The following is a 12,914-nucleotide window of genomic DNA, read 5'->3' as shown; positions in this document are numbered from 1 at the left end:
ACGCGTCCTGTCCCGATGGCCAGCCCGGCAACGACCGGCTGGCCATTTTTCATGGCGCCACACCACCACAGGCCATGCCATAAGAATTTTTTAACGCTTGATCCACATCAATCACTACTACATGATGCGTCCATACAATGCGCCAACCACAACATATTGGAGCAAACGATGTCCGCACGCCCCAGCAGCCATGTCGACGCCGTCAGCAGCATCAACGAATACCTGTCCCGTGCCGACTGGCGGGTGCAGGCCAATGCCAACCAGGGCTACAGCCTGGGCGGCTTGATCCTCAACATCGCCGGCAAGCTCACCGCCGAGTACTGGCTGAACGAAGTTTTCCCCGCCGAGGCCGCCACTGCGCATCGCCACGGCGACCTGCACATCCACGATCTGGACATGCTGTCCGGCTACTGCGCCGGCTGGTCGCTGCGCACCCTGTTGCAGCTGGGTTTTGCCGGCGTCGGAGGCAAGGTGGAATCGGCACCGCCGCGGCATTTGTCCAGCGCCTGCGGCCAGATCGTCAATTTCCTCGGCACGCTGCAGAACGAATGGGCCGGCGCGCAGGCGTTCAGCTCCTTCGATACCTACCTCGCCCCGTTCGTGAAAAAGGATGCGCTGGACTACGCGCAGGTAAAGCAGGCGATCCAGGAACTGATCTACAACCTGAACGTGCCCAGCCGCTGGGGCACGCAGACGCCGTTCACCAACCTGACCTTCGACTGGGTGTGCCCGGAAGACCTGCGCGAGCAGATCCCGGTGCTGGGCGGCGAGGAGATGCCGTTCCGCTACGGCGACTGCGCACCAGAAATGGCGCTGATCAACCGCGCCTATATCGAGGTGATGCTGGCCGGCGACGCGCTGGGACGGGCGTTTACCTTCCCGATCCCCACCTACAACATCACCAAGGACTTCGACTGGTACGGCGAGAACAGCGAGCTGCTGTTCGCGATGACCGCCAAGTACGGCCTGCCCTACTTCCAGAACTTCGTGAACTCCGAGCTGGAGCCGCACATGGTGCGCAGCATGTGCTGCCGCCTGCAGCTGGACCTGCGCGAGCTGATGAAACGCGGCAACGGCCTGTTCGGCAGCGCCGAGCAGACCGGTTCGGTGGGCGTGGTCACCGTCAACTGCGCACGCCTCGGCCACCGTTTTGCCGGTGACGAAGCGGCGCTGCTGGCCGAAACCGACCGCCTGCTGAACCTGGGGCGCGAGGTGCTGGAAGCGCGCCGCAGCAAAGTGCAGCAGCACATCGACGGCGGGCTGTACCCGTACACCCGCCATTTCCTCGGCAGCCTGCGCAACCACTTCTCCACCCTGGGGGTGAACGGCATCAACGAGATGATCCGCAACTTCACGGCGGACGCCCACGACATCACCAGCGACTGGGGCCATGATTTTGCCTGCCGCTACCTGGACCACATCCGCGCGCGCATGGTCGAATTCCAGCAGGCCACCGGCCACCTGTACAACCTGGAAGCCACCCCGGCGGAAGGCACCACCTACCGCTTTGCGCGCGAGGACAACAAGCGCTACCCCGGCATCCTGCAGGCCGGCACGCCGCAGCAACCGTACTACACCAACTCCAGCCAGTTGCCGGTGGGCTTTACCGACGACCCGTTCGAGGCGCTGCTGCGCCAGGACGAACTGCAGCGCAAATACACCGGCGGCACCGTGCTGCACCTGTATATGAGCGAGGCGGTCAGCAGCGCCGACGCCTGCCGCCAGTTGGTGAAGCGCGCGCTGGAAAACTTCCGCCTGCCCTACATCACCATCACGCCGACGTTCTCGATCTGCCCGACGCACGGCTATCTGTCCGGCCGCCATGATTTCTGCCCGAAGTGCGACGCCGAGCTGATCGAGAAAAAGCGCCAGGCGGCCTGCACCCCGTAGCCCGGATAAGCGAAGCCCATCCGGGGAAATCGCATGTCCTCACAACCGTCTCCCCGGATGCGCCTGCGGCTTATCCGGGCGACGTGAGGCGAATCGACAAGTGCGGTGACAGGCGCACAGCAGCCTGCCTAACAGCAACCCCAGACCAACAACACAGAGCCAATCCGCCGCCATGCGGCCAACCTTTGAAAGGAAACACCATGCAACAGCAGCAAACCATCGAGCTGAAAGACGAAGAACGCACCCGCTGCGAGGTGTGGACGCGGGTAATGGGCTACCACCGCCCGGTGGCCTCGTTCAATACCGGCAAACAGGGCGAGTTCCATGAACGCTGCCACTTCGACGAACAGCGCGCCGGCTGAGCGCGCCCGCATCGGCGGCTGGCAGCCGTTCTCGGCCTGCGACTGGCCGGGCCGGCTGGCCGCGGTGGTGTTCCTCGCCGGCTGCCCGTGGCGCTGCGGCTACTGCCACAACCCCGGCCTGCTGCAGCGCCGCCACGGCCAGACCAGTTGGCCGCAGCTGCGCGCGCAATTGCAGACGCGGCGCGGTTTGCTGGACGGGGTGGTGTTTTCCGGCGGCGAGCCGCTGAGCGAGCCGGCCTTGCCAGCGCTGCTGGCCGAGGTGCGCGCCATGGGCTTTGCCACCGGCCTGCACAGCGGCGGCAGCCACCCCGATCGTCTGCAACGCGTGCTGCCCTTGCTGGACTGGGTGGGGCTAGACATCAAGACGATGCCAGCACAGTACCCGGCCATCACCGCGGTGGCCGGCAGCGGCGAGCGTGCCGCCGCCAGCCTGGCGCTGCTGCAAGCCAGCGGCGTCGCCTACGAATGCCGCAGCACCCTCCACCCGGCGCTGCACGACGACAGCACGCTGACGCAGCTGGCCGCGTGGCTGGCCCAGCGTGGCGTGCGCCACTACGCCTGGCAGCTGCTGCGCCCCGGCCCGCAACTGCCGCAGCCGTTTTCCCCCATCGCCGCAGGCTGGCCGGCGCCAGCACTGCAGGCGGCGGTGGCCAGCAACTTTGCACACTTTGAAGTGCGCACCGGCTAGCTGCGGCCAAGCTTGGCGACCGCCCCAGTGCACGCAGCACCGCCAGCGGGTGACAGCGCAGCTACCACAGCCCGCAGGCCGCCAGCAACAGCATGCGGCGTCACAGCTCCCCGTTTCTCCGGCAACAAAAAAGCACAACGCCCGTTGGCGGACATTGTGCCGGTGTGCACCCGCCACGGCAGCGGCGATAAGGGGCGGGAAAAACAAAAAACCCCGCCGTAGCGGGGTTTTTATCAAACGCTGTAAAAAATTACAGAGCCTGGATATTGGTGGCTTGTGGGCCTTTTTGACCCATACCTGGGGTGTAGCTAACTTTCTGGCCTTCGGTCAGCGATTTGAAGCCTTCCGAGCGCACTTCGGAGAAGTGAGCGAACAGGTCGTTGCCGCCTGCATCTGGAGTGATGAAGCCAAAGCCTTTTGCATCGTTAAACCATTTAACGGTACCAGTTTCCATTTTTAATTCCTTTAAAACGAGATTGACGGGCAATTGCCCAGGTGCATGACGATCAAGGAATCAAACCGGTAACAATGACGTGCCGCTTTTGAGGTGGATCAACGATGTCGCAAGCAATCTGCTGCTTGAAGGTCCTGCCAGCACCGTTATACGCAGCATCCCTCCCCCGGTCAACGATTAATTGAATTTATTTTTGTTTTACCCTTAATAAATCCCATAAAAGCCAGCAAACGCTCGCCCGCGCCCGGCGGCGGTGGCCAGTACAGCACAGCGGCACCACCGTTTGCCCGCCGCTGATGCCATGCCGCTACGGCGAGCAGGCTTGTATTCCGGCACATCTTTACCTATGCCAAATGCACGGGCTGGCGACATTGAAACTGCTTGCCGCGCTGAAAGCTAGTTGAAAGGTTGACCACCCTATAATTTGCTCGCCCCACCTGAGGTGGCGTGACCTGCACGGCAGGCAACGTCAGGCCGCAGGGGACGCACAGGGTGAGGAGCCAAGCTCCCGCTGATGCCACCTCGGCATACACAACAATATGCAACACTCCGGAGATTACACAATGAAACTGTCGAAACTGTTCGTAAGCTGCCTGCTGGCGGTCACCCCGTTTGTCGCCCAGGCCCAGGTAGAGCAATTCAAGATCATGGCGCCGGCCAACCCGGGCGGCGGCTTTGACACCATCGCCCGCACCCTCGGCGAAGCGCTGCAGGCGTCCGGCCAGGCCAAGAGCGTGGTGGTCGAGAACAAGGCCGGGGCCGGTGGGGCCATCGGCATGGCACAGTTCGTCAATAACGAAAAAGGCAACCCGCACGCGCTGCTGGTGGCCGGTGCCGTCACCGTCGGCGCGCTGGAAACCAACAAGTCGCCGGTCAACTTCGGCATGGTGACGCCGATCTCGCGCCTGATGGGTGAGTTCAACGTCATCGTGGTACCGACCGCCTCGCCGTTCAAGAACCTGAAAGACCTGATGGCCGCCTACAAGGCGAAACCGGGTGCGGTGAGCATCGGCGGCGGCTCGGCCGGTGGCATCGACCACATCATGGCCAGCCTGATGTCGGAGAAAGCCGGCGTTGATCCCGACAAGCTGAACTACATCCCGTTCGCCGGCGGCGGCGAGGGCAAGGCGGCCATCCTCGGCAACCAGATCTCCGCCTACATCAGCGGCTACGGCGAGCTGGCCGACCTGATCAAGGCCGGCAAGGTGCGCGCACTGGGCATCTCCGCCTCCACCCGCAACGCCGACATCCCGGTACCGACCATGCGCGAGCAGGGCACCGACGTGGTGGTGTACAACTGGCGCGGTGTGTTTGGCGCCCCCGGCATCACCCCCGCCCAGCGCAACGATCTGATCAAGATGGTGGAAACCGCGGTCAAGTCGCCAAGCTGGAAAGCCAAGGCCGAGAAGATGGAATGGTTGGACATGCTGCAGAGCGGCGACAGTTTCAAGGCCTTCCTCAACGAAGACATCAAGCGCACCGCGGCCATCGTCAAGAAACTGAAGCTGGGTAACTAAGCCATGATCAAGCGCGTAACCGGCGAGCAGCTGCTCGCCATCGGGATCATCCTGATCGGCCTGGTGATGGCCTGGCAGATCGGCGATATCCCTGAGGAGGCCGGTTATGCCGGCATCGGTCCGCGCTTCTTTCCTTCGCTGGTGGTGGCCGGTCTGATCGTTGCCGGGGGCGCGTTGCTGATGCAGCGCCGCCACCGTAACGGGCCGGACACCATTCTCAGCGCAGGCGAAGACGACACGGAACAACTGGAAGCGGAAGAAGCCGCCGTACGCGGCGAGGCCAACTGGAACATGTTCATCATTGCCAGCGGCAGCCTGCTGGCGCACATGGCGCTGATCGGCCTGGTCGGCTTTACCCTGGCCGGCACCTTCCTCTGCTTCGGCATCTGCCGCGCGCTGGAGACACGCCGTCCGGCGCTGGATCTGGTGCTGTCCTTCCTGCTGGCCCTCGGCCTGTTTCACTTGTTCAAGACGCTGGGGCTGAACCTGCCGGCGTTGATCACGGGGGTGCTGTAAATGGATTCCTTGAATGCCCTGTTCAGTCTGGGGTTTGCCACCGCGCTGACCCCGGCCAACCTGCTGTGGGCGCTGCTCGGCTGCACGCTGGGCACCGCCATCGGCGTACTGCCTGGCGTCGGCCCGGCGGTAACCGTGGCGCTGCTGCTGCCGGTGACGCAAAGTGTCGACCCGACCGGCGCGCTGATCATGCTGGCCGGTGTCTACTACGGTGCCATGTTCGGCGGTTCCACCACCTCCATCCTGCTCAATACCCCCGGTGAAGCCGGCTCCATCGTGTCGGCGCTGGAAGGCAACAAGATGGCGAAGATGGGGCGCGCCGGTCCGGCACTGTCCACCGCCGCCATCGGCTCCTTCGTCGCCGGCTCCATCGCCACCGTACTGCTGACGCTGCTGGCACCGGTGATCGCCGGCTTCGCGCTGCAGCTGGGCCCGGTAGAAACCTTCGCGCTGATGATGCTGACCTTCGCCGCGGTGTCGGCAGTGCTCGGCAATTCGCCACTGAAGGGCTTCATCGCGCTGTTGCTGGGCCTGTCGATGGGCCTGATCGGCATCGAGGGCCAGTCGGGGCAGTCGCGCTTCACCTTCGGGCTGCTGCCGCTGATCGACGGTATCGACATCGTGGTGGTGGCCATGGGCCTGTTCGCGGTGGGCGAGACACTGTACACCGCCACCTACGAGAACAAGATCGCCGGCCGCATCGAATCGCTGAAGGGCAGCTTCTGGATGAGCAAGGACGACTGGAAACGCTCGTGGAAACCGTGGTTGCGCGGTACCGCCATCGGCTTCCCGTTCGGCACCCTGCCGGCCGGCGGCACCGAGATGCCGACCTTCCTGTCCTACTCCGCCGAGCGCAAGCTGGCCGACGAGAAGACGCGCAAGCAGTTCGGCAAGGGCGCCATCGAAGGCGTGGCCGGACCGGAAGCGGCCAACAACGCAGCGGTCACCGGCACGCTGGTGCCACTGCTGACACTGGGCATCCCGACCTCGGCTACCGCCGCCATCATGCTGTCTGCATTCCAGCAGTACAACATCGTGCCCGGCCCGCTGCTGTTCGACACCAACCCGGCACTGGTGTGGGGCCTGATCGCCTCGCTGTACATCGGCAACGTGATGCTGCTGGTGCTGAACCTGCCGCTGGTCGGCCTGTGGGTGCAATTCCTGAAAGTGCCGCGCCCGCTGCTCTATGGCGGCATCATCGTGCTGGCCACCATGGGTGCCTACGCGCTGCGACAGAGCTGGTTCGACCTGATGCTGCTCTATATAATCGGCGTGTTGGGCTTCCTGATGCGGCGCTTCGACTTCCCGGTGGTGCCACTGGTGGTCGGCCTGATCGTCGGGCCGATGGCGGAGAAACACTTCCGCCGCGCCATGTCGATCAACGAGGGTGACCTGACCGTGTTCCTGACGCACCCGATCTCGCTGGTCATCCTGCTGGTCACCGCCGCCATCCTGGTGGTGCCGCCGCTGATGAAACGCCGCCAGGCCCTGCTGGACAGCGCACGTTAAACCAAACCTCCCGGGACACCTGGCGCTTTGCTGGCCAGGTGTCCTTTTAATTGACACTTTTCACTGCACAAGGACAACACAATGCCGGAGATCCTGTTTGAAAGCTCCTTCTGGCTGGCGGTGCTGCAGATCATCGCCATCGACATCCTGCTCGGCGGCGACAACGCGGTCGTGATCGCGCTGGCCTGCCGCAAACTGCCGGAAGAACAACGCCGCCGCGGCATTTTCTGGGGCGTGGCCGGTGCCATCGGCCTGCGCGTGGTACTGATTTTCTTCGCACTGCAACTGCTGGCACTGCCCTACCTGAAGGTGGTCGGTGCGCTGCTGCTGCTGTGGATCGGCATCAAGCTGCTGCAACCGGAAGATGACGACGCCCACGGCAATATCGAGGGCAGCACCCACCTGTGGGGCGCCATCAAGACCATCATCATCGCCGACGCGGTGATGAGCCTGGACAATGTGATCGCGGTGGCCGGTGCCGCCAAGGGCAACCTCGGCATGGTGGTGTTCGGCATCGTGATCAGCATCCCGATCATCGTGTGGGGCAGCAAGTTCGTACTCAAGCTGATGGACCGCTTCCCGATCGTGATCACCTTCGGTGCCGCACTGCTGGGCTGGATCGCGGGCGACATGGTGATCGGCGACGTGGTGGTGAAACCGTACCTGGTCGACGCGCCAAGCTGGCTGCACTACGTCAGCGCCGCCAGCGGTGCCATCCTGGTGGTCCTGACCGGCAAGTTCCTTGCCAGCCGCAAGACCGCCGCCGCCGCGCCGCTGCACGAGATTCCGCTGGCCGCCAACAAAGACCACAGCTAAGAAAGGGACACCATGAGCACTCGTATCCTGATTCCGGTAGACGGCTCGGCGCACGCGCTGCGCGCGGTAGAACACGCCCTGCAACTGGCCAAGCTCAACCCGGCGCTGGAACTGCACCTGCTGAACGTGCAGATCCCGGTCGAATCCGGCCATGTGCGCCTGTTTGTCGGCCACGACCAGCTGGAAGACTACTACCGCGAGGAAGGCCTCGCCGCGCTGCAAGCGGCGAGCGCACTGCTGCAACAGGCCGGTCAGGCCTGCCAGCAGCACATCGCGGTTGGCCACATCGCCGACACCATCGCCCGCTACGCGCAGGAGATGGCGTTCAGCCAGATCATCATCGGCTCGCACGGCCGCAGCGGCCTCGGCCAGCTGCTGCTGGGCTCGGTGGCCACCGACGTGGTACACCAGTCGGTGGTGCCGGTGACCGTGATCAAGTAAGCCACGCACCAGCCCGCGACAGCGGCTTTCATCCCGGCCCCACGCCGGCGGTGAAAGCCGCTTTTGCATGGGCGGCACGCTTGCGGCCAACCTTGCCGCCGTGTACAGCGCCCGCCGGCGGCCCGTACAATGCTGGCATCATCGCCCTCCGGAGCTGCCACCATGCGCCACACACTACGCAAATTCGCCCTCGCCCTGCTGGCGCTGGTCGCCCTGCTCGGCAGCGCGCTGCTGGACTACTACCTGCCGGAACACAGCATCACCACCATCACCGGTGTCGAGGTCAAGCTGGCGGACAAGGACGGCCCGATCAGTCGCCAGAACCCGGCCGACCAGCCGGTGCGCGACATGTACCTGATCTACACCCAGCACGCCATCGACGACGTGCGCGTGTACCGCAACGAGGACACCGGCTGGGGCTGGCCGTTCTACTTCAAGTTCGACGCTTCCGACGTGCAGGCCACCGCCAACGCCATTGCCAACGCCAAACAGCCGGCCTACCTCACCAGCTACGGCTGGCGCATCAACATGCTGTCGCTGTACCCCAACGTCACCGCCATCCGCCTCGCCGAGGCCGGCGAAGCCACCTGGAGCTTTTTCCGCTGGTTCTGGTTCGCGCTGTGGTTTGCCCTGCTCGCCGGCGCCGGCTGGGGGCTGCTGCGCGCGACACGAAGCAAACCCGACACCACGGACAGCGTCGCCTGAACGCGGTGGCCAACCCTGGCCGCGCCGCCGGCGGCGCTGGCAATAACGGAGGAAGCAGCATGATCAGCGTGGACTACGTGCGGCAGATGGCCGCCTACAACCAGTGGATGAACGACAAGCTGTACGCGGCGGCGGCCAGCCTGCCGCCAGCGCTGCTGGACGCCGCCGATGGCAGCTTTTTCGGCAGCATCAGCGGCACGCTGCACCACCTGCTGGTCGGCGATACCATCTGGCTGCAGCGCTTCGCCACGCACCCGGCCGCCTTCGCCGCACTGCAGCCGCTGCTGGCCGAACCGGCGCCACCGCGGCTGGACAGCCGCCTGGCTGACGATCTGCCTGCGCTGCAGGCACGACGGCAACAACTGGACGCCATCATCACGCAGTGGAGCGCGGCACTGACGCCGGCGGCGCTGAACCTGCCGCTGACCTACCGCAATATGCGCGGCGAGACGCACTGCAAGCCGTTCGCCTCGCTGATCGTGCACTTCTTCAACCACCAGAGCCACCATCGCGGCCAGGCCAGCACCCAGCTCTACCGGCAGGGCGCCGATATCGGCGTCACCGACCTGCTGGCACTGCTGCCGGACTGCTGACGGCATTGCGGCCAACCTTGGCAAAGGTTGGCCGCAATGTTCAATGCCAGGCTGGCACGCGATCTCAGGCCAGCGTGATCACCACCGGGGTGTGGTCCGATGGTCGCTCCCACTTGCGCGGTGTCTTGTCGATCACGCAGCCACTGGCGCGCGCCTTCAGGCTGTCGCTGATCAGGATGTGGTCGATGCGCACGCCCATGTTGCGGCGGAACATCATCGCGCGGTAATCCCACCAGCTGTACTGCTTGTCCTCGTCGTTGAACAGGCGGAAGCTGTCCGCCAGTCCCATGCCGATCAGACGGCGGAAACTGTCGCGCTCCGGCGTGGTGCACAGCACCTGCTCGCGCCAGCCCTCCGGGTCGTACACGTCGCGGTCTTCCGGCGCGATGTTGTAGTCGCCCAGCAGCGCAAAATCCCGGTGCACGGCCAGCTCGCTGGCGACGTAGCGCTCCAGCTCGGCCAGCCACTGCAGCTTGTACTGGTACTTCGGCGATTCCACCGATTCGCCGTTGACGAAGTAGGCGCACACCACGCGCACGCCGTCGACGGTGGCGGCGATCACGCGGCGCTGCTCGTCGTCGTAGCCGGGAATGCCGGCCACCACGTCGCTGACGCTGCAGCCGTTCTTCACCAGGATGGCGACGCCGTTATAGGTCTTCTGCCCGAACCACGCCGCCTGGTAGCCGGCAGCCTCGATCTCCGCCAGCGGGAACACCGGGTGATCCATCTTCAGTTCCTGCAGGCACAACACCTCGATCGGGTTGTCGGCCAGCCATTGCAGCACTTGCGGCAGGCGCACTTTCAGCGAGTTGACGTTCCAGGTGGCAAGACGCATAGCGAGGCTCCTAATTGATTGCAGGCCGCCACCTTAGCGTGCCGGCTGCGGGCTGGCAAACCACGCCCGCCACCCGCCAGTGTGCAGCACGCCAGTGACTAATATTCCAAACACCATCACGCCAAAAAAAGCGCCAAGTGGCTGATTTTTGCCCAACCATGTTTAAACAAATAAACAACAGCCACCGCATGCCGATTTGCCAAAGCCGTGCGCGGCTGCCTAGAATGGTCCCGTTATCGTAACCGGATGTCCAAATTGTCGTTCAATTCCAAACAACTGCCGCAGTCCGCCGTCGCCATTTGCCCGACGCTGCACCCGCAACGCAACCGCCTGGCGCCGATCGCGCAGAGCTTTGCCATGCGTACCCCGACCTTCCGTCATCGCGACACCCTGCACGCCGCTGCCCAGCCGGACACCCAGTCCGAGCCACCCCGTTAGCTTCCCGCCGCTGTTCGCCGCCTTACCTTCCCGCTGATTTGATGTCGTAAAACGCGCAGTACCCGCGTCCCGCGCCCGTACTGTGCCTGTCGCCCGTTGCCGCCCTTTTGCCGCACGGTGATGCCGTCATGCCGCCTGCCTGCGCCCCTTGTCGTGCGCCAGCCGCGGCTGTTCCGGTGTTGCTAGCGCCGGCCGGGCCGCGGGCCAAGGATGTTGTAATGGAATTCCATAACTGGTTGATGTACCTCGGCACCATCGTGCTGTTGATGGCGGCGCCCGGCCCGGCGCCCTTGCTGACCCTGTCGCACGGCGCGCAACACGGCGCCCGTGGCGGCATTCCCAATGCGCTGGGCTTTTCCGCCGGCGCGCTGCTGCTGATGGCGCTGTCGGCGCTGGGCATCAGCGCGCTGCTGCTGGCCTCGCCGACCGCGTTCAACGTGGTGAAGCTGCTCGGTGCCGGCTATCTGGTGTGGCTGGGGGTGGCGCTGTGGCGCAAGCCGTTCAGCATCGGTGGCGGCACCAGCGCCGCGCCGGCCAGCAAGCTGTGGAGCGGTTTCCGCCCCGCCTTCCTGCTGGCGATCAGCAATCCGGAGGACACCGTGTTCTTCAGCGCGCTGCTACCGCGCTTCCTGGAGCCGCAGCAGCCGCTGTGGCCGCAATACGCGGTGATGGCGGCCACCTGGGTGGTGGCCGATCTGGTCATCGCCGTGCTGCTGGCCGCCGCCGGTGGCCGGTTGGGCGTGTGGCTGGCCTGCGGCCAACGTTTGCAGCGCTTCTCGCGCACTTCCGGCGGCCTGTTCGTGGTAGCCGGCGTGACACTGGCCGCGATGCAGCACTGACGCGGACAAAAGAATGCCCCCGCTTGCGGCGGGGGCCAACGTCTAGTTCTTTCACTGCATGCAACCTCGGGTAGGAGCACGCCACCTCGCCACTAGTTCCGCCACCACCCCATAAAAAAACCACGCCGGTCAGGCGTGGCAAAAGAGAGTACTACGTGGATCCGGTGGCGAGCGCCGGCAGGCGCCGGGCGCTCACAGTGTCTGGTACACCAGCCCGAACTGGGTGGCGATCTTGCGGTATTCCTTCACCTGGCGTTTTACATAGGCGTCCATCTGCGCGCCGGTGAGGCTGAACGGGAACAGGTCGTAGCCCTCGCGCAGGCGCGCGAACTCCGGCGTCGCCATCACCTTGCGGAAGCTGGTTTCCCAGTAGGCGTAATCGGCGGCCGACACCTTCGGCCCGACATAGAAGCCGCGGATGATGGGCCACACGATGTCGAAACCCTGCTCGCGCGCGGTGGGAATGCCGGACAGCCGGCCCGGCAGGCGCTTGTCCGACATCACCGCCAGCACGCGGATCTTGCGCTGGTCCAGCTGCGGCATCACCTCGCTGAGATCGCCGGACGCGGCCTGGATATGGCCGCCGAGCAGCGCGGTGGTGGTCTCGCCGCCGCCCTCGAACGCGACATAGCGCATCTGCTGGTGGCTGACCCCGGCCTGGCGCGCGATCAGCACCGTCTTGATCCAGTCCTGGCTGCCGACGGTACCGCCGGCGCCGAACACGATCTCGCTGGGGTGCGCCTTCACCGCCGCCACCAGCTGTTTCAGGTTCTGGTACGGCGAATCGGCGCGCACCGCGATCATGCCGTAATCGGCGCCGACCCCGGCCAGCCAGCGCACGTCGTTGACGTTGTACTTGCCGAACTTGCCCTGCGCCAGGTTCAGCAGCGAGCCGCCGGAAAAGGCGACGATGATGTTGCCGTCCGCCGGACGCTGCGCCACCACGGTGTTGTAGGCCACCGCGCCGATGCCTCCGGGCATGTAGCTGATGCGCAGCGGCCGCGTCAGCAGCTTGCTGTTGTTCAGCGCCGAGCGTGCCAGCTTGCAGGTCAGGTCAAAGCCGCCGCCGGGCCGTGCCGGGGCGATGCATTCCGGGTCGTCCGGCTCCGCCGCCGCGGCCAGCGACACCAGCAGCAGCGCGCCCGCCAGCACGGCAACACAGGATCTTGCCATGATGTGTTGACTCCTCATTATTCCGTTCGCCTTGTCTGCCCCCGATACTGCCTATTGACACCCGCGCCGTCAGGCGCAACGCTTGTCCGGGGTTGGCGAATCACGCTCCGTATTATTGGAGACGATCATAAGCACAAG

General features: G+C 64.8%; 15 protein-coding genes. 12 read left to right on the top strand and 3 right to left on the bottom strand.

The window, feature by feature from the left end; translation table 11 throughout:
* The first annotated feature begins 168 nt into the window (after positions 1-168).
* From NOM55_RS03995 to NOM55_RS03985, 3 genes are all read left to right on the top strand, one after another.
* Positions 169-1,890 (top strand): ribonucleoside triphosphate reductase, encoded by a 1,722-nt coding sequence (locus tag NOM55_RS03995; protein ID WP_255907601.1) that lies wholly within the window; start codon positions 169-171, stop codon positions 1,888-1,890.
* Between the two features lie 200 nt (positions 1,891-2,090).
* Complete coding sequence (gene nrdD / locus NOM55_RS03990; RefSeq protein WP_047966566.1) at positions 2,091-2,252, top strand: anaerobic ribonucleoside-triphosphate reductase; 162 nt, start codon at positions 2,091-2,093, stop codon at positions 2,250-2,252.
* Complete coding sequence (locus NOM55_RS03985; RefSeq protein ID WP_255907600.1) at positions 2,215-2,940, top strand: anaerobic ribonucleoside-triphosphate reductase activating protein; 726 nt, start codon at positions 2,215-2,217, stop codon at positions 2,938-2,940. The genes nrdD and NOM55_RS03985 overlap by 38 nt, the downstream gene beginning before the upstream one ends.
* 250 nt (positions 2,941-3,190) lie before the next feature.
* Here the strand turns inward: NOM55_RS03985 and NOM55_RS03980 are convergent, their stop codons facing one another.
* Entirely contained in the window at positions 3,191-3,394 is a 204-nt protein-coding gene (locus tag NOM55_RS03980) for a cold-shock protein (RefSeq protein ID WP_047966568.1), read from the bottom strand.
* Between the two features lie 563 nt (positions 3,395-3,957).
* On the opposite strand from NOM55_RS03980, the gene NOM55_RS03975 reads away from it, so the two are divergent.
* The 7 genes from NOM55_RS03975 (at position 3,958) to NOM55_RS03945 (ending at position 9,491) form a co-directional block, all read left to right on the top strand.
* The gene (locus NOM55_RS03975) at positions 3,958-4,911 is read left to right on the top strand and encodes a tripartite tricarboxylate transporter substrate binding protein (protein WP_255907599.1); all 954 of its coding nucleotides are present in this window, start codon (positions 3,958-3,960) and stop codon (positions 4,909-4,911) included.
* A gap of 3 nt (positions 4,912-4,914) precedes the next feature.
* Positions 4,915-5,427, top strand: a complete 513-nt coding sequence (locus NOM55_RS03970; RefSeq protein WP_047966570.1) for a tripartite tricarboxylate transporter TctB family protein — start codon at positions 4,915-4,917, stop codon at positions 5,425-5,427.
* Positions 5,428-6,936: a tripartite tricarboxylate transporter permease gene (locus tag NOM55_RS03965; protein ID WP_255907598.1), complete on the top strand. Its 1,509-nt coding sequence runs from the start codon at positions 5,428-5,430 to the stop codon at positions 6,934-6,936.
* Positions 6,937-7,017: 81 nt separating this feature from the next.
* Entirely contained in the window at positions 7,018-7,752 is a 735-nt protein-coding gene (locus NOM55_RS03960) for a TerC family protein (protein ID WP_120810135.1), read from the top strand.
* Positions 7,753-7,764: 12 nt separating this feature from the next.
* Positions 7,765-8,193 (top strand): universal stress protein, encoded by a 429-nt coding sequence (locus tag NOM55_RS03955; RefSeq protein WP_047966573.1) that lies wholly within the window; start codon positions 7,765-7,767, stop codon positions 8,191-8,193.
* Between the two features lie 162 nt (positions 8,194-8,355).
* Positions 8,356-8,898: a DUF1523 family protein gene (locus NOM55_RS03950; protein ID WP_255907597.1), complete on the top strand. Its 543-nt coding sequence runs from the start codon at positions 8,356-8,358 to the stop codon at positions 8,896-8,898.
* Between the two features lie 59 nt (positions 8,899-8,957).
* Complete coding sequence (locus NOM55_RS03945) at positions 8,958-9,491, top strand: DinB family protein (protein WP_255907596.1); 534 nt, start codon at positions 8,958-8,960, stop codon at positions 9,489-9,491.
* A gap of 64 nt (positions 9,492-9,555) precedes the next feature.
* Here the strand turns inward: NOM55_RS03945 and xth are convergent, their stop codons facing one another.
* A complete protein-coding gene (xth, locus tag NOM55_RS03940) occupies positions 9,556-10,326 on the bottom strand; it encodes an exodeoxyribonuclease III (protein WP_255907595.1) in 771 nt (256 codons plus the stop codon).
* A 255-nt stretch (positions 10,327-10,581) separates the two neighbouring features.
* On the opposite strand from xth, the gene NOM55_RS03935 reads away from it, so the two are divergent.
* Positions 10,582-10,764: a hypothetical protein gene (locus NOM55_RS03935; protein ID WP_147424464.1), complete on the top strand. Its 183-nt coding sequence runs from the start codon at positions 10,582-10,584 to the stop codon at positions 10,762-10,764.
* Positions 10,765-10,982: 218 nt separating this feature from the next.
* Entirely contained in the window at positions 10,983-11,603 is a 621-nt protein-coding gene (locus tag NOM55_RS03930; protein WP_255907594.1) for a LysE family translocator, read from the top strand.
* A 192-nt stretch (positions 11,604-11,795) separates the two neighbouring features.
* On the opposite strand, the gene NOM55_RS03925 is transcribed toward NOM55_RS03930, so the two are convergent.
* Positions 11,796-12,776, bottom strand: coding sequence for a tripartite tricarboxylate transporter substrate binding protein (locus tag NOM55_RS03925; RefSeq protein ID WP_255907593.1), 981 nt, complete (start codon positions 12,774-12,776; stop codon positions 11,796-11,798).
* Positions 12,777-12,914 lie beyond the last annotated feature (138 nt).

The sequence above is a fragment of the Vogesella sp. AC12 genome (genome assembly GCF_024437575.1).
In the GTDB taxonomy this organism is placed as follows: domain Bacteria; phylum Pseudomonadota; class Gammaproteobacteria; order Burkholderiales; family Chromobacteriaceae; genus Vogesella; species Vogesella indigofera.
Note: the sequence above shows the minus strand (reverse complement) of the source record. Positions and strands in the feature narration are given on the sequence as shown.